General features: G+C 72.5%; 13 protein-coding genes and 1 pseudogene. 4 read left to right on the top strand and 10 right to left on the bottom strand.

Annotated elements, in window-relative coordinates:
- From ACGRHY_RS04580 to pssA, 3 genes are all read left to right on the top strand, one after another.
- Positions 1–1,206 carry an acyl-CoA dehydrogenase family protein gene (locus ACGRHY_RS04580; RefSeq protein ID WP_394634103.1) on the top strand — a complete coding sequence of 402 codons (1,206 nt, stop codon included), beginning with the start codon at positions 1–3 and terminating at the stop codon, positions 1,204–1,206.
- 180 nt (positions 1,207–1,386) lie between these two features.
- On the top strand, positions 1,387–2,034 hold the full coding sequence (locus ACGRHY_RS04585; protein WP_394634104.1) for a phosphatidylserine decarboxylase: 648 nt from the start codon (positions 1,387–1,389) through the stop codon (positions 2,032–2,034).
- Positions 2,021–2,878, top strand: coding sequence for a CDP-diacylglycerol--serine O-phosphatidyltransferase (gene pssA, locus ACGRHY_RS04590; protein ID WP_394634105.1), 858 nt, complete (start codon positions 2,021–2,023; stop codon positions 2,876–2,878). The genes ACGRHY_RS04585 and pssA overlap by 14 nt, the downstream gene beginning before the upstream one ends.
- A gap of 296 nt (positions 2,879–3,174) precedes the next feature.
- Here the strand turns inward: pssA and ACGRHY_RS04595 are convergent, their stop codons facing one another.
- The 7 genes and pseudogenes from ACGRHY_RS04595 to ACGRHY_RS04625 form a co-directional block, all read right to left on the bottom strand.
- Complete coding sequence (locus ACGRHY_RS04595) at positions 3,175–4,458, bottom strand: ABC transporter substrate-binding protein (RefSeq protein ID WP_394634106.1); 1,284 nt, start codon at positions 4,456–4,458, stop codon at positions 3,175–3,177.
- Positions 4,455–5,603 carry a branched-chain amino acid ABC transporter permease gene (locus ACGRHY_RS04600; protein WP_394634107.1) on the bottom strand — a complete coding sequence of 383 codons (1,149 nt, stop codon included), beginning with the start codon at positions 5,601–5,603 and terminating at the stop codon, positions 4,455–4,457. The genes ACGRHY_RS04595 and ACGRHY_RS04600 overlap by 4 nt, the downstream gene beginning before the upstream one ends.
- Positions 5,596–6,486, bottom strand: coding sequence for a branched-chain amino acid ABC transporter permease (locus tag ACGRHY_RS04605; RefSeq protein ID WP_394634108.1), 891 nt, complete (start codon positions 6,484–6,486; stop codon positions 5,596–5,598). Before ACGRHY_RS04605 ends, ACGRHY_RS04600 begins: the two co-directional genes overlap by 8 nt.
- Positions 6,483–7,304 carry an ABC transporter ATP-binding protein gene (locus tag ACGRHY_RS04610; protein WP_394634109.1) on the bottom strand — a complete coding sequence of 274 codons (822 nt, stop codon included), beginning with the start codon at positions 7,302–7,304 and terminating at the stop codon, positions 6,483–6,485. The genes ACGRHY_RS04605 and ACGRHY_RS04610 overlap by 4 nt, the downstream gene beginning before the upstream one ends.
- Positions 7,292–8,128: an ABC transporter ATP-binding protein gene (locus ACGRHY_RS04615; RefSeq protein ID WP_394634110.1), complete on the bottom strand. Its 837-nt coding sequence runs from the start codon at positions 8,126–8,128 to the stop codon at positions 7,292–7,294. The genes ACGRHY_RS04610 and ACGRHY_RS04615 overlap by 13 nt, the downstream gene beginning before the upstream one ends.
- Before the next feature lie 264 nt (positions 8,129–8,392).
- Positions 8,393–10,108: pseudogene (locus tag ACGRHY_RS04620) on the bottom strand (transposase).
- A gap of 112 nt (positions 10,109–10,220) precedes the next feature.
- Entirely contained in the window at positions 10,221–11,369 is a 1,149-nt protein-coding gene (locus ACGRHY_RS04625; protein ID WP_394634111.1) for a glycerate kinase, read from the bottom strand.
- Between the two features lie 150 nt (positions 11,370–11,519).
- Between ACGRHY_RS04625 and ACGRHY_RS04630 the strand changes: the two genes are divergently transcribed.
- Positions 11,520–13,232, top strand: a complete 1,713-nt coding sequence (locus tag ACGRHY_RS04630; RefSeq protein ID WP_394634112.1) for a BCCT family transporter — start codon at positions 11,520–11,522, stop codon at positions 13,230–13,232.
- A gap of 219 nt (positions 13,233–13,451) precedes the next feature.
- Here the strand turns inward: ACGRHY_RS04630 and ACGRHY_RS04635 are convergent, their stop codons facing one another.
- The 3 genes from ACGRHY_RS04635 to ACGRHY_RS04645 all read right to left on the bottom strand — a co-directional run bounded on the left by ACGRHY_RS04635 (position 13,452) and on the right by ACGRHY_RS04645 (position 16,054).
- On the bottom strand, positions 13,452–13,655 hold the full coding sequence (locus tag ACGRHY_RS04635; RefSeq protein WP_394634113.1) for a type II toxin-antitoxin system VapB family antitoxin: 204 nt from the start codon (positions 13,653–13,655) through the stop codon (positions 13,452–13,454).
- Between the two features lie 128 nt (positions 13,656–13,783).
- Entirely contained in the window at positions 13,784–15,199 is a 1,416-nt protein-coding gene (locus tag ACGRHY_RS04640; RefSeq protein ID WP_394637923.1) for a phytoene desaturase family protein, read from the bottom strand.
- Between the two features lie 45 nt (positions 15,200–15,244).
- Positions 15,245–16,054 (bottom strand): inositol monophosphatase family protein, encoded by an 810-nt coding sequence (locus tag ACGRHY_RS04645; protein WP_394634114.1) that lies wholly within the window; start codon positions 16,052–16,054, stop codon positions 15,245–15,247.
- Positions 16,055–16,102: the final 48 nt, after the last annotated feature.

Below are 16,102 nucleotides of genomic sequence, written 5' to 3' on the forward strand. Positions count from 1 at the left end.
ATGGGGCGCCTGGCGCAGACCGAGGGCCTGACGGACATCCAGCGGGAGATCGTCTCCACCGTCCGCGGCTTCGTCGACAAGGAGATCATCCCGGTCGCCACCGAGCTGGAGCACCGGGACGAGTACCCGGCCCAGATCGTGGAGGGCCTCAAGGAGCTGGGGGTCTTCGGCCTGATGATCCCGGAGGAGTACGGCGGTCTCGGGGAGTCACTGCTCACCTACGCCCTGTGCGTGGAGGAGATCGCCCGCGGCTGGATGAGCGTGTCCGGCATCATCAACACGCACTTCATCGTCGCGTACATGCTCAAGCAGCACGGCACCCGGGAACAGAAGGAGTACTTCCTGCCGAGGATGGCGGCCGGCGAGGTCCGCGGCGCCTTCTCGATGTCCGAGCCGGGCCTGGGCTCGGACGTGTCGGCCATCACCACCAAGGGTGTGCGCGACGGCGACGGCTACGTCCTGACCGGCCAGAAGATGTGGCTGACCAACGGCGGCACCTCCTCGCTGGTGGCGGTGCTGTGCCGCACCGACGAGGGCCACCCGGAGGGAACCGCCCCGCACAGGTCGATGACCACCTTCCTGATCGAGAAGGAGCCGGGTTTCGGCGAGGTCAAGCCGGGTCTGACGATCCCCGGCAAGATCGACAAGATGGGCTACAAGGGCGTCGACACCACCGAGCTGATCCTGGACGGCCTGCGCGTCCCGGAGAACCGGGTCCTGGGGGGCGCGACCGGCCGCGGCTTCTACCAGATGATGGACGGCGTCGAGGTCGGCCGGGTCAACGTGGCCGCGCGCGGCTGCGGCGTGGCCCAGCGCGCCTTCGAGCTGGGCGTCTCCTACGCCCAGCAGCGGCACACCTTCGGCAAGCCGATCGCCCAGCACCAGGCAATTCAGTTCAAGTTGGCCGAAATGGCCACCAAGGTGGAGGCTGCGCACGCCCTGATGGTCGGCGCCGCACGGAAGAAGGACTCCGGGCAGCGCAACGACCTGGAGGCGGGAATGGCCAAATATCTCGCCTCGGAGTACTGCAAGGAGGTCGTGGAGGACGCGTTCCGCATCCATGGCGGTTACGGTTTCTCCAAGGAGTACGAGATCGAACGGCTGTACCGTGAGGCCCCGATGCTCCTGATCGGCGAGGGCACCGCCGAGATCCAGAAGATGATCGTGGGACGCCGGCTCCTGGAGGAGTACAGGATCCAGGGGTAGAATGCCTCATTCGGGGTGTTTTCCCTTCAAAGGGACGACACCCCGAACCGAGGCCTTCCGGGGAGCCCGCGGTCCCGACAGGTGCTCTGGCTTGCCCAGTTGCCACCGGTAACCGATAGCATCCCGGGAAAGCCGCCGTCCCCCGTGTTTACGCGGCACCCTCCGCTACGAAGGTCATCCATGCCCCACAGCCCATCCTCTGCACAACGCGGCCGCATCCGTCTCGCGCGCGGAGCATCGCCGTGGCTCCTCCCGACCGTCGCCACCGCCGCCCTCAGCCTGGCCCGCGCCAGGCGTTCGAGAGGCGCAGCGGTGGCGGCAGTGCCCGCCACCGTCCTGGCGGCGGGCATGCTGTGGTTCTTCCGCGACCCCGAGCGGGAGATCGCCCAGGGCCGCGTCATCTCCCCGGCCGACGGCGTGGTGCAGAGCATCATGCCGTGGAAGGACGGGCGCACCCGCGTCGCGATCTTCATGAGCCCGCTGAACGTCCATGTCAACCGCGCCCCGCTGGCGGGCACGGTGACCTCCGTCGAGCACGTGCCCGGCGGCTTCGTTCCGGCGTTCAACAAGGAGAGCGAGAACAACGAGCGGGTCGTCTGGCACTTCGACACCGAGCTGGGCGACATCGAGATGGTCCAGATCGCCGGCGCCGTGGCCCGGCGGATCGTGCCGTACACCGAGCAGGGCGCCAAGGTCGAGCAGGGTGAGCGGATCGGCCTGATCCGTTTCGGCTCCCGTGTCGACCTCTATCTCCCGGAGGGCGTCGAGGTCGCCGTCGAGGTCGGCCAGCCCACGACCGCGGGGGTGACTCGCCTTGACCGTGATTGACCCCAAGAACCAGTGGGTCCCCGAGGCCGGCCCGGAGGACGACGGCGACGAGATGGGCGACATGCCGCTGTCCATGCGGCTGTCGATAGCCGACGCACTCACCCTGGGCAACGCCACCTGCGGCTTCCTGGCGGTGTACTTCACCACCACCGGCGTCCTGATCCCGCATCTGACGGGCAACGGCGACGGCGGCATGGCCCGGCACAGCGCCGCGACCGCCGTGATGCTGATGCTGCTGGCCTCGGTCTTCGACCTCTTCGACGGACTCGTGGCGCGCAAGCTGCGCAGCTCGGCGATGGGCGCGGAGCTGGACAACCTCTCCGACCTGATCAGCTTCGGGCTGGCGCCCGCGTACTTCGTGCTGGTCTGGGGCATGGTGGCCAACGACGCGCACCAGGGCGTCTCGGCGCTCGCCGGGATCGTGGTGCTGCTGGCGGTGGTGCTGAGGCTTGCCAGGTTCTCCTGCGTCACCCTGCCCAACGGGGTGTTCCAGGGCATGCCCAGCCCCTTCGGGGCACTGACGGTCGTCTCGATCGTGCTGCTGGAGCTGCCGTTCGTCCCGACACTGCTGGCCATCGTCGGAGTGGCCTGGCTGATGGTGAGCCGGGTGGAGTACCCCAAGCCGCGCGGGCTGCTGGCCGTGGCGATGCTCGGCTGGATCGTGCTGAGCATGGGCCTGCTGACGGCCTGGGCCTTCGACGCCCCGGGCGGTGAGCTGCTGCTCCAGACCGGCTGCGCGCTGCAGCTGGTGCTGGGCGCGGTGATCCCGCTGTTCGCCACCGCGCGCCGGGTCAACACCTTCCGCGACAACCGCCGTGAGGCACGGGCGGCGGCTCAGCCCTAGCCACCGGCGGCGGCCGGTTCGCACCGCGGGCGCCGGACGGGTTCCATGGAACCCGTCCGGCGCCCGCGGTGTTTCCCGCCTTCTCCTCCTGGCCCGCGCCTTCCCGGCCCGCGCCGGGATACACCAGCGGATTTACGGGGAGGCACCAGAAAGGGGCGGGGGGCAGGCCCCGGGCCCGCCGGACAGGGACGGGGACCGGAGGCGGAACGGGGGCCCGGCCCCGGACGAATCCGGGCCCGGGCCCCGTGGCGTCCGGGTCCTGTCACGGCAGGCTCGGGCGCCAGGTCAGCGCGCGGTCACTCCCCGAAGGAGAACGCCCGCGCGTTCTCGGAGGCCTCCGCCTCGCGGTGCACCTCAAGCCCGCCCTTGGTCTTCCCGTCCGGCTTGAGGATGAAGCTCTCCCGCGTCGAGGGCAGCTCCGGTTCGGTGAAGTCGTGCCGGATACCGAAGCCCCCGTCGTGGTCCTCCATGGACGTCAGCGCCCTGACCACGCCTTCCCGGGTGAGGTCCTTCTCGTCGCACGCCTGCTTCAGCGCCGCGCCGAAGACGGAGGCGGCGCTCCAGCCCGCGGCCACGCCGTTGTCGAGGATGTCATCGGGGTAGGCCTCGGTGTACTCCCGGGCCAGCCTGGCCGGCTCCGGCTCCTCGGACCCGATGGGCAGGGTCGAGGCGGCCACGTAGTAGTCCTTCTGCAGGACCGGGCCGGCCTGGGTCTTCAGCAGCTGCGGCGCGAACGCCGAGTTGTTGCCGATGATCGGCACGTTCAGGCCGCCGGCCGCCGACACGCCGACCAGGGAGGCCGCCTGGCGCGGCCCGGCGCTGATCACGATGGCCTTCACACCGGCCTTCTTGAACGCCGCCACCTGCGCGGACATGTCCTCGTCGGTCGGCTTGATCTTCTGCTCCACCAGGGTGAGCCCGGCCTTCTCGGCCGCGTGCTTCGCGCCCTCCAGGGCGTTCTCGCCGTAGTCGCCCTCGAAGTAGACATGGCCGAGCTTGTCGCCCTCGGCGATCTTCCCCTCCTCCAGCAGGAACTCGATCGCGTTGACCGTCTCCACGTCGTAGGTGGCGCCGATGACCCGGATGTACTCGCTGCCCAGCAGCTGGGCGGACCAGGCCTGCGGCAGCACCAGCAACTTGTGCCGGCCGTCGATCCGCTCCTTGACCGCGCTGACGAACGGCGAGCCGAGGAACTGCACGAAGCCCACCACCTTGGGCTGCAGCTCGGTGTACGCGGGGATCGCCTTGCCCGCGTCGTAGCCGTGGTCGCGGACGGTCAGTTCCAGTTTCCGCCCGCAGATCCCGCCGTCGGCGTTGATCTGGTCGATGTAGAGCTGCTGGGCCTGGGTGACGCTCTTGCCCAGGGAGGCGTAGACACCGGTCATGTCGGTGAGGGCGCCGATCCGGATGGTGTCGTCCGTCACGCCCTTGTCGGTCCGCACGCCGTCGGCGCCGGTGCCGCCGGAGTCGTCGCCGCCCGCCTTGGAGCTGCATCCCGTGGCGATGAGGGCGAGGGCGGTCGCGGCGACCACCGCGGCGGCGCGCGCCGTGTGCTTCTTCTGCGTCTTCAAAGTCTTCATGCCTCGTCTTTCTGGGTGTGACCGCGGCGGGCGGCGAGCCGCACCAGGCCGCCCGGCAGGAACAGCACGATCGCCACGATCGCGGCGCCGTACAGGTAGCGGGACATCTCGCCCGGTGCGACCCCGCCCGTCCCGGGGGCGGAGACCAGGGGCAGGGCTTCGCTGTAGCGGGTGAGGATCTGGGGCAGCAGGGTGACGAACACGGCCCCTGTGACGGCTCCGGAGACCGAGCCCAGACCGCCGATGACGATCATGGCCAGGTACTCCAGGGCCAGGACGATGCCGAAGTACTCGGGCACGGTCTGCTGGAAGACCAGTGCCAGCAGCACTCCGGCCAGGCCCGCGTACATCGAGGACAGAACGAACACCCCCGCCCTCTGCCGGGCCACGGGCACGCCCATCACCCCGGCCGCGATCCGGTGGTCGCGGATGGCGTTCAGCGCCCGGCCGGGGCGGTCGCGCAGCACGCCGTGCGCGAAGAAGGCGCACACCGCCAGCAGGACCAGCCCGGCGTACCAGAGCTTCTCCATCGACTGGAACGGCACGGCGGCGACCACGGTCTCGGTGTCGTCGAAGGTGATACCGAACAGCGACAGCGGCGGGACGGGGCGGCCGTTGTAACCGCCCGTCAGATCATGGGCGTTGAGCAGTACGTGCTGGCCGACGAAGACCAGAGCCAGGGTGGCGATGCCCAGGTACGCGCCCCGCAGCCGTCCGGCGATCGGGCTGAACAGCCCGCCCGCCAGGCCGGCCAGGGCCACCGCGCCGGTCACCGCCAGCCAGCCGGGCAGGCCCAGGCCGGCCAGCTCCCCGTCCCGGTCCCCGGCCAGCACGCAGTAGCCGTACGCGCCGACGGCGAGGAAGAAGGAGTGGCCCAGGGAGAGCTGGCCGGTGGCACCGGTCAGCAGGTTCAGCCCGATCGCGCCGATGGCGGCGGCCATGGCCAGCAGTCCGGCCTGGAGCCAGAAGCGGTCGAGGTAGAAGGGCAGGGCGAGCAGCAGGCCCCCCGCGGCCGCCGCGGCCGCCGTGTACACAGCGGCGCGGCGCGGCGGCCGGGCGCGGGCGCGGCGGCCGCGCCCGGTGGTGGGTCTGGCCTCGGACGCCCTGGCGGGTCCGGTGGTCGCGGCGGTGGTGGACTCAGACACGGGACAGCTCCCTCGTTCCGAACAGCCCCGCCGGACGTACCAGCAGGACCAGGAGCATCACCAGATAGGGGGCGAGGTCGCCGATGCCCCGGCCCAGGAAGGCCAGGTCGCTCTGGTATCCGGCGGCCATGGACTGGGTGACGCCGATGACCAGCCCGCCGACCAGGGCTCCGGTGGTGGAGTCCAGTCCGCCCAGGATCGCGGCGGGGAAGGCCTTGAGTGCCACCAGGGAGGTGCCGCGCTCCAGGCCGGGGGTGGGGAAGACGGTCAGGAACAGGGCTGCGACCGTGGCCAGTCCGCCGGCCACCGCCCAGGCCGAGGAGGACACCCGGCCCAGCCGGATGCCCATCAGCGCCGCGGTCTCGGGGTGCTCGGCCACCGCCCGCATCGCCACGCCCCAGGAGGTGAAGCGGAAGGCCAGCAGGAAGGCACCGATGATGAGGGCGGCGGTGACGAAGGCGGCCACCCGGGTCTGCGGGATGCTGACCGATCCCAGGGTGAGCACCTGATCGCCCCACGGGTCGCCCATCGGCAGGACGCGGGCGCCGATCTGCCGGGTCAGCTCGGTGACCAGCACGATGTCGACACCGATGGTGACGATGGCCAGCACGCTGTGGTCGTGTCCGCGATAGCGGCGGATCACCAGGAACTCCACCAGCGCGCCCACCGCCGCCGCGCCCGCGACGCCCACCAGCAGGGCCGCCCAGAACCCGATGTCCTCCCGGAGAACGGCGGTCAGATAGCCGCCGGCCAGCAGCAGCGAGGCGTGGGCGAAGTTCACCACCTCGGTCGCCTTGAAGATGATCACGAAGCCGAGGGCGATCAGCGCGTAGACCGAGCCGATGGACAGCCCGCTCAGCAGCAGTTCGACGAAGGTGGTCATGCGCTCGCCGCCTCCTGTCCCAGATAGGCGCGGACGACCGCGGGGTCGCGCTGGACCTCGTCGGGTGTGCCGTCGGCGATCCTGCGGCCGAAGTCGAGTACGGTCACCGCGTCGGCGAGCCGCATCACCATTCCCATGTCGTGCTCCACCAGGACGATCGAGATGCCGAGCCCCTCGCGCACGCCCGCGATCAGGGACGCGGTGCGGCGGCGCTCGTCGGCGGTCATGCCGGCCACGGGCTCGTCCAGGAGCAGCAGCCGGGGTTCCATGCACAGCGCGCGGCCGAGTTCGACGAGCTTCTGCAGCCCGTACGGCAGCGAGCCGGCGGGCTGGTTCAGGTAGGGCTCCAGACCGGTGAACTCGGCTATCTCGCGCACCCGTTCGCGGTGCCGGGCCGCCTCGCGCGCGGCCCGCGGCAGGCGGAGCCCGGCCGCCAGGTAGCCGGTGCGGGTCAGCCGGTGGCGGCCGAGCATCAGGCTGTCGGCGACCGTGGTGTACGGCGAGAGCGCGATGTTCTGGAAGGTGCGGGCCACACCGAGGGAGGCGATCGCGTGCGGTGCCAGCCCGGTCAGCTCCTCGTCGCCGAAGCGGACGCTGCCCGAGGTGGCGCGGTAGACACCGGACAGGACGTTGAAGGTGGTGGACTTGCCCGCGCCGTTGGGGCCGATGACTGCGTGGACGCTGCCCGGCTCGACGGTGAAGGAGACGGCGTCCAGCGCGGTGAGCCCGGCGAAGCGCACGGTGAGGTCGTTCACCCGCAGTGCGGGGACGTCTTCCCCGGCCGGTGCCGGGGTGCCGGGGGCCGTCACGCCGACCACCTGCGCAGGATCGCGGCCGGGCGCGGGGCCTCCTCGGACACGCCGACGGCGTCGGCGCCCTCCGGGGCGCCGGGGTGCCCGGCGTCGTCGGTGACGCCCAGGTATCGGCGGCGCACCTCGTCGGAGGCGGCGAGTTCGTCCGCGTCCCCGGCCAGGACCACCTCCCCCACCTCCAGGACGACCGCGGAGGAGGCCAGCCGCAGCGCGATCGCCGCGTTCTGCTCGACCAGCAGCACCGAGGTGCCCTGGGCGTTGATCTCCCGTACGGTCTCGGCGATCCGGTCGGCCATCAGGGGGGCCAGGCCGAGGGAGGGCTCGTCCAGGAGCAGCAGCCTCGGACGGGCCATCAGGGCGCGGCCCATGGCGAGCATCTGCTGCTCGCCGCCGGAGAGCAGTCCGGCCCGCTGGTGCGCCCGCTGCGCCAGCACCGGGAACAGCTCGTGGACCCGCGCCTGCGCCTCGGCGGCCGCCCGTCGGCCCCCGGCCGCGCCGAGCGCGCCGGCGCGGAGGTTGTCGGCCACGGTCATCCGGGCGAACACCTGCCGCCCCTCGGGCACCTGCACCACCCCGGCGGCCACCACCTGGGCGGGGGTGAGGCCGTCCAGCCGCTGTCCGGCGAAGGAGACCGCGCCGGAGGCGATCGTCCCGCCGTGGAAGCGCAGGGTGCGCGAGACGGCGCGCAGCAGGGTGGTCTTGCCGGCGCCGTTGCCGCCGAGGACGGCGACCACCGCGCCCTCGGGTACGTCAACGGAGACCGAGTTCAGCGCCCTTACCGGGCCGTAGCCCACGGACACCCCCCGGACCTCCAGCGAAGCGGCCGTCATCGGCCCTCCTCTTCTTCCGTCCTGTCCCCCGGTGGGCTCCACCGGGATCACGGCGCTCACCCCAGCACCGGCCGTGGAGGGCCGTCCACGGCCGGTGGGCGAATCGCTGCCGGTGACCAGAGGTGCCCGGGCCCGGCTGTGCACGGGCACAGCGGATCCGCAGCCTCCGCTCCCGGTCGGATGACGGGGTGTTACGGAAGGACGGAAGGGGACGGCCGCGCCGAGCAGGCCGAAGGCCGGACCGCGCGGTACGGACCCTGTTGGTTAATTCGGGCCCTGTTGCTTCGCCCCGTCGACGTGGTCGGCGGGGCGGAGTGCTGCGAAGTGGCGGGTGCGGGTGCGGGCCCGGGGTGTTTCGGTGAGGTGGGCGTCGAGGCGGGCGAGGTTGATGGCGGCGCCGGTGAGCTGGTGCTGAAGGCTGGTCTTCGTCAGGCCCCGGTAGCGGGATCTGCGCAGGCCACAGCGCCCGACGCCCTGGGAGATGGTGCCTTCGACGCCGGCGCGGATCTTGTAGCGGGCTTTCCACTCGTCGGTCTGCCGGAGAGCGCGGGTGCGTTGAAGGGCCTGGTGCTCGTCGTGCTGCCGCGGAGTGGGTTCCCTGCGTTCGGCCTTGGGTGAGCTGACGCAGTCGCGCAGTGCGGGGCAGTGGCGGCAGTCGGCCGGGGAGAATCTGACCCGGATCACGGGAAGCTGCTGCCGAGAGCTCGCAGAGCCCACTGGGTGCTGGTGGCTCCGTTCGGGCAGGTGACGTGCTGCTGGTCCCCGTCGAGGGTGAAGGCGCCCTGGCCGTAGCCGCTGCCGTTCTTCGCCTGGGCGACGGTGACCGCCCGGAGCGGTCCGTGCCGCTCGATGCCGTGCTCGCGGCGGGCGGCCGCGATCTGGGCGGCGGTGGCATATCCGGTGCCGACCCAGTGTTCGCCAGGCCGACAGTCCCGTTCGGCCAGGCCGTTGTGGATCTTCTCGCTCATCACGCTGTCGGGGACGGTGGCGACGGCCGTGGCCACGTTCGTGATCAAATGTGGGGTGTCCGGCTCACAGGTCTCGGTCAGATGGGTCTTGTGTCCGTTCCAGAGGATGTCGCGTTTCTTGCTGCCCCTGGCTTCTGGGTCACAGGGCGTGACCAGGCGTTTTGCGCCCGGCGGTCGGTCTTGGGGGTCCCGTCGCCTCGCCTCGCCCCCGACCGGGTGGAAGTGCTGGGCCCACATCTGCCGCAGGATCTTCACCTGCTCCAGACCTGCTCCAGCTCCCGGAGCGCGGCCGGTGCCTGAGGTGCGAGGACGGCCCCGAGCAGCCGCATCCCGTCCGTCCCGATCCGTCGGCCGGCCTCCTTCCGTCCGATGTGGGCCCCGGGGAACCGGGAGTCCTCGGCCCGGGTGGCGTAATGCCGGAACCAGTCCGGTGCGGCGATCTCCGCCAGCCGGTCGGGGGCGGCCTGCGCGAGCGCGTTCAGCGCCGAACGAAGCGTCTCCGCGGCCGTCTCCAGCCAGCACAGTTCCCGAACCGCGGACTGCACATGCGTGGAATCGGTCCGGGCCCGGCCTGACGTCTTCAGCGGGCCTTTGTCACGGGCCGCGGCCAGGATGCCGTCCAGCACCCTCCGCCCGGCGTCCGCTTCGACGAGGCGGTCCCGGAACTCTGCCAGCACCGAGAAGTCGAAGCCGGGATCGGCCAGTTCCGGCGCGAGGGCGTATTTGAAGCCGATCCTCGCCCGCACCGCCTCGGCGGCCTGCCGGTCGGTGAGCCCCTCGACGAACTGCAACACCAGCGCCGGCGCCGGCGCCAGTCGGCCCGGTGACCAAGCAGGCTTCCCCCGCGCCGGGAAGAGGTCGGCGAACTCCTCGTCAGTGAACGGCGGACCCGGCCCGTCCCGGACCCGGGTCGCCCGGCTCCCCTTCGGGAACGCGGCCCGCGTCACCCGCACCGTCTCCGCCGGGATCCCCCCGGCCCCTTCGGCTGCATGGACGGCGACACCCACCCCATACGACAACGTCGGCTCCCAGGACCACAACCGGGTCTTGGGAGCCGACGTCACGCACGGGCCCGAAATAACCAGCAGCGTCCGTACAGGGGCGGTGCGGGCCCTCGGGGCAGGTCACAGGCGGTCGGCCGCCAGCCGCTCGGCCACCCGCTCCAGCAGCGGTCCGGCCTGCGCCATGCAGACGGCCGGGTCCGGTTCGAGGTCGGTGAGGGCGTACGCCGCCTCGATCCCGGCGGCCCGCAGTCCGTCCTCGCCGATGGTCAGGCGCCCGCACACCGCGACCACGGGCAGGCCCGCCCGGCGGGCGGCGGCGGCCACCCCGGCGGGGGCCTTGCCTCGCAGGGTCTGGGCGTCCAGCGAGCCCTCTCCGGTGATCACCAGAGCGGCGCGCTCCAGGGCGCCGGCGAAGCCCAGCACCTCCAGCAGCACCTCGATGCCGGGCCGGAAGGAGGCGTCGAGCGCGGCGAGGGCCGCGTAGCCGACGCCGCCGGCCGCGCCCGCACCGGGCCGCTGGGCCAGGTGCGCGGCGCGCGGGCCGAGAACGGTCTCCAGCACGCGGGCGTAGTGGGCGAGCGCGGCGTCCAGGACCTCCACGTCCGCCTCCCGCGCTCCCTTCTGGGGGCCGTAGACGGCCGCGGCTCCGTGGGGTCCGGTGAGCGGGTTGTCGACGTCGCTCGCCAGGATGATCTCGGCGTCCTTCAGTCTCGGGTCCAGGCCCGACAGGTCGGCCGTCGCCAGGTGGCGCAGCGGTCCGCCGCCGGGCCGGAGGGGCCTGCCGCCGGCGTCGAGGAGGCGGGCGCCGAGCGCGGTGAGCATGCCCGCGCCTCCGTCGGTGGTGGCGGAGCCGCCCACGCCCAGAACGATCGTGCGCGCTCCGGCCTCCAACGCCGCGAGCAGCACCTCGCCGGTGCCGTAGGTGGTGGCCGACAGCGGGGCGAGGGCGCCCTCGGGCACCTTCTGGAGGCCGGAGGCCTGGGCCATCTCCACCACGGCGGTGTCGCCGCGCAGCGCGTAGGAGGCGGTGACCGCATCGCCCAGCGGCCCGGTGACCGCCGTCCGGCGCAGTGCGAACCCGGCTGCGACCGCCGCGTCGACGGTGCCGTCGCCGCCGTCCGCGACGGGCAGTGCCTCGACCTCGGTCCCGGGGCGGGCCCGGCGGATCCCGGCCGCGGTGTGCTCGGCCACCTGGGCGGCGGTGAGCGACCCCTTGAACTTGTCCGCGGCGATCAGCACGCGGCCTGTCTCGGTATGTGTCGTTTCCACGCGGTCTCTCTTGTGTCTCGAACAGGCTGTCGCGCCGTCTAGACCCTACCGGCGGCGGGCATACGGGACCACGATGCGCCGTCGGACGGCCCACGGCCGCTCGGCGCGCCCGTCCGGTGAACCGGAAGAACCATTTCATAGTTGGGTGATATGAGCACGGATGTGAGCAAGCCGCCCCAGGAGCCCGCCCCGGAGACGGCCCACGAGGACCAGCCTCCGGACACCAAGGTGATCGCCATCGGAGTGGTGGCCGTGCTGGCCGTGGTGGCCTGGGCGGCCATCGGCACGGACGGCTTCTCCTCCGTCTCCACGACCGCGCTGAACTGGGTGCTGGGCAACTTCGGCTGGCTGTTCACACTGGCCGCCGACCTCTTCCTGGTGCTGTCCCTGGTGATCGCGGTCAGCCGCTTCGGCCGGATCAGGCTCGGGAAGGACTCCGACAAGCCGGAGTTCTCCAACCTGTCGTGGATCGCGATGATGTTCAGCGCCGGCATGGGCATCGGTCTGATGTTCTACGGCGTCGGCGAGCCGCTGACGCACTACGTCGACCCGCCGCCCTTCGGCGACGTCCGGAGCGGCGGCGGAGCCGCCGAGCGCGTCGCTCTGGAGTACTCCTTCTTCCACTGGACGCTGCACCCCTGGGCGATCTACGGCGTGGCCGGTCTCGCCCTGGCCTACGCCACCTTCCGCAAGGGCCGCGGCAACCGCATCAGTTCGGTCTTCGTCCCGCTGCTGGGCGAGCGCCGCACGAACGGCTGGCCCGGCCGGGTCATCGACCTGCTGGCCGTCTTCGCCACGGTCTTCGGCACAGCCACCAGTCTGGGCCTGGGCACCCTGCAGGTGGCCAAGGGCCTGAACCTGACGGTCGGCTGGGACGACACCCGGGAGCTGCAACTGCTCATCATCCTGGTGCTGTCGGCCGCGTTCGTCGTCTCGGCGTTCTCCGGACTGCACCGGGGCATCAAGTGGCTCAGCAGCATGAACGTGGTGCTCGCCGCCCTGCTGATGGGCTTCGTCTTCCTGCTGGGCCCGACCGTGTTCATCCTCGACGCGATCCCGGCGGGAGTCGGCGCCTACCTCCAGGATCTGGTCGTGCTCTCCTCCCGGACCGGCGCGTTCGGCAACAAGGAGTGGCTGGGCACCTGGACGATCTTCTACTGGGCGTGGTGGCTGTCGTGGGCGCCGTTCGTGGGCACCTTCATCGCCCGCATCTCCCGCGGCCGCACCATCCGCGAGTTCCTGACCGGCGTCCTGCTGGTGCCCAGCGGCGTCACGGTCGTCTGGTTCTGCGTGATGGGCGGCAGCGCCATGCGGCTGGACGCCACCGGCGAGGCGGATCTGGCCGGGAGGCTGGAGGACGGCGTGGAAGCCTCGCTGTTCGGCCTGCTGGAGGCTCTGCCGCTGGGCACGGTCACCTCGGTGATCGCGATGGTCCTGGTGATGACCTACTTCGTCACCAGCGCCGACTCGGCCTCCCTGGTGATGGGTTCGCTGACCTCCGGCGGCACGCTGCACCCGCGCGAGTGGCTGGTCATCGTCTGGGGTGTGCTGATGGCGGCGGTGGCCGCCGTGCTGCTGGTGGCGGGCGGCCTGGAAGGGCTGAAGACGGGGACGATCCTGGTGGCGCTGCCCTTCGTGCTGGTGATGCTGACGCTGTGCTGGTCGCTGGTGAAGGAGCTGCGCCAGGACCCGGGCGCCGGGCCGCCCCGCCACCATCCGCTGCACGGGGCGCGCGAGGCCATCGGTGCGATGGTCGGCGAGGCCGTCAGCGAGCAGCAGGCCGCCCGCCGCCATCCGCGGCTGCGGAGGGCTGCGGAGGGTAAGGCGCCGACGCGGAACGGGGAGGACCAGCAGGGTTCATGACGCCTCCGGGCGCTTCTCCCGGCGGGGCGGACCCCGCCGGGAGAGGTACCCGGCCCGCGCTCCCCGGAGCGCGGGCGGAAACGCGGGCAGGACCGCTGCCGGGACTTTCGACCGCCTCTCGGTCCTTCTCCCGCCCTCGGCGTGAGACCCCGTGCCGCGAAGGCGGCTCCTCCGGGGGGCGGAGCCTCTCCGGGCGCGGGCCCGCCTCCCGCGGCGGCCTCACCCTTCCTGGATCCTGGGCTCGGTGTCGATCTCCCGCAGCCGGACCTCCGCCGCCTCGCCCGTTCGCGTCTCCGTGCGGTGACCGCGCTCGACGTAGTCGCGCACGACCGCCTCGATCGCGTCACGGGGGTTGCCGATCCCGCTCAACACCATGACCTCGACGACCAGTTCGGTGTCGAGTGAGATCTCGGTCCTCGCCATGCCGGCACTCCAGCCCCGGCCCGGCCGGGCCGGGAGCCGGTCGCACGGACCCGCCTGGGCCGGGTACACCGCCCTCCTCCCCGCACGGCCCGGAGCGCCGGGCGGGGAGGGCCCGGTGCGGCGGCGCGCTACGCGCGCTGCCGCAGGCGGCGCCAGACCGCCTTCGCCGCGTTGTGGCCGGACATGCCGTGCACGCCCGGGCCCGGCCAGGTGGCCGACGAGCACAGGAAGACGGCCGGATGGGCGGTGGCGTACGGGACGCGGGCGAGCCCCGGCCGCAGCAGGGTCTGCAGCCCGGTGAAGGCGCCGCAGGCGATGTCGCCGCCGACGTAGTTGGCGTTGCGGGTGGCCAGCTCCGGCGGGCCCGCGGTGGCGCGGGCCAGCACCCGGTCGCGGAAGCCGGGCGCGAAGCGCTCGATCTGCCGCTCGATCGCCTCGGTGGCGTCCCCGCTCCAGCCGCGCGGCACATGGCCGTACACCCAGAAGACGTGTTTGCCCTCCGGCGCCCGGCCAGGGTCCACCACGGTGGGCTGGGCGGTGATCAGGAACGGCGGGTCCGGCTGGACGCCCTCGCTGGAGGCGGCGCGCAGCGCGGCGGCGATCTCGCGGCTGGAGGGGCCGATGTGGACGGTCCCGGCGCGGCGGGCGGCCTCGGACGTCCACGGGACCGGGCCGTCCAGGGCGTAGTCGATCTTGAAGACTCCGGCGCCGTAGCGGAAGTGCCGGTAGGCGTCGCCCAGCCCGGCGATCCGCGCCAGCGCGGTGGGCGAGGTGTCGAAGACGTAGGCGCGGGCGGGCGGCAGCTCGTCCAGCCGCCGCACCTCCACCCCGGTGTGGATCCGCCCGCCGAGGTCGCGCAGAAAGGCGGCGAGCGCGTCGGACAGGGACTGCGAGCCGCCGCGCGGCATCGGCCAGCCGACCTCGTGCGCGGCCAGCGCGAAGACCAGGGCGATGCCGCCGGTGGCGGGCGAGGTGGTCGGGCCGATGGCGTGGGCGGCCAGTCCGAACATCAGCGCCCGCGCCCTGTCGTCGCGGAAGCGGCGCGCCAGCCAGTCCACCGGCTGCAGCCCCAGCAGCCCGAAGCGGGCCAGGGTGAACGGGTCGCGCGGCAGCCCGTCCCACGGCACCTTGAAGAAGTCCCCGACCAGGGTCTTCCAGCGGCCCAGGAACGGCGCCACCAGCCGGCGGTACGTCCCCGCGTCGCGCGGCCCGAACGAGGCGGCCGTCTCGGCCGGCGAGCGGGCCAGCACCCCGGCCGTGCCGTCGGGGAAGGGGTGGGCCAGGGGCAGCTCGGGGTGGAGCCACCGAAGGCCGTACCGCTCGGTGAGCGGCATCGTGGAGAAGGCGGGCGAGCCGACGCCCAGCGGGTGTACCGCCGAGCAGGGGTCGTGCCGGAAGCCGGGCAGCGTCAGCTCCTCGGTGCGCGCCCCTCCCCCGACCGACTCCATCGCCTCGAACAGCTCGACGGCGAAGCCCCGCCGGGCCAGCTCCACCGCGGCGGTCAGCCCGTTCGGACCGGCTCCCACCACGACCACGTCACGCATCGACGCCACGTCGGTTTCTCCCCTCGGCGCTGAGGTCTGACCGGCTCAGGCCAGCAAGGAGAGGATACGACGCACCGTCAGGGCGTCCCGGGCGGCGGTGAAGGGCAGCGCGTTGCCGCCCGCCAGGCGGAACGGTTCCCCGGTGAGCGTGGCGTGGCCGCCGCCCGCCTCGGCCACCAGCAGCAGCCCGGCGGCGTGGTCCCAGGCGTTCTCCCAGGTGAAGGCCACCGCGTCGAGCGCGCCGCGCGCCACGTTCAGGTACTCCAGACCCGCCGAGCCGCACGGCCGGGGCCTGAGCCCATCGGTGTACAGGCCCTCCAGGGAACGCTTCTGCACGTCGGTGGTGAAGTCCGGGTGCGAGTGGGCGACCTCCAAAGACGCGTCCGGCACGGGCGCCCCGGAGCGGATCGCCTCGCCGTTGAGGCGTGCGCCCTCGCCGCGCACGGCGACCGCCAGCTCCTCGCGGGCGGGCGCGTACGTCCAGGAGGCCAGCAGTTCGTCGCCGCGGGCGAGGGCCACCAGGGTGCAGAAGCCGGGGTCGCCGTGGACGAACTGTCGCGTGCCGTCCACCGGGTCCACGATCCACACCGGCGCCTCGCCGCCCAGCGCCCGGTAGACCGCCGGGTTGTCGTGCACCGCCTCCTCGCCGACGACCACCGAGCCGGGCAGCAGCGCGGTCAGGATCCCGGTCAGGTGCTCCTCGGCGCGCCGGTCGGCGATGGTCACCAGGTCGTGCGGGCCGCTCTTCTCGGTCACCTCGTGCTCGGCCAGCTGCCGCCAGCGCGGCATGACCTCGGCCGCGGCGGCCTTGCGCACGGCCTCCTCGACACCCGTCAGCAGTTCGTCGTCGATCACCCGTCCATGGAAACACGCCGCCGGGGGTTCCCGCCGGACGGCGGATGG

This window comes from Streptomyces shinuiensis (assembly GCF_043660855.1).
GTDB lineage: Bacteria > Actinomycetota > Actinomycetes > Streptomycetales > Streptomycetaceae > Streptomyces.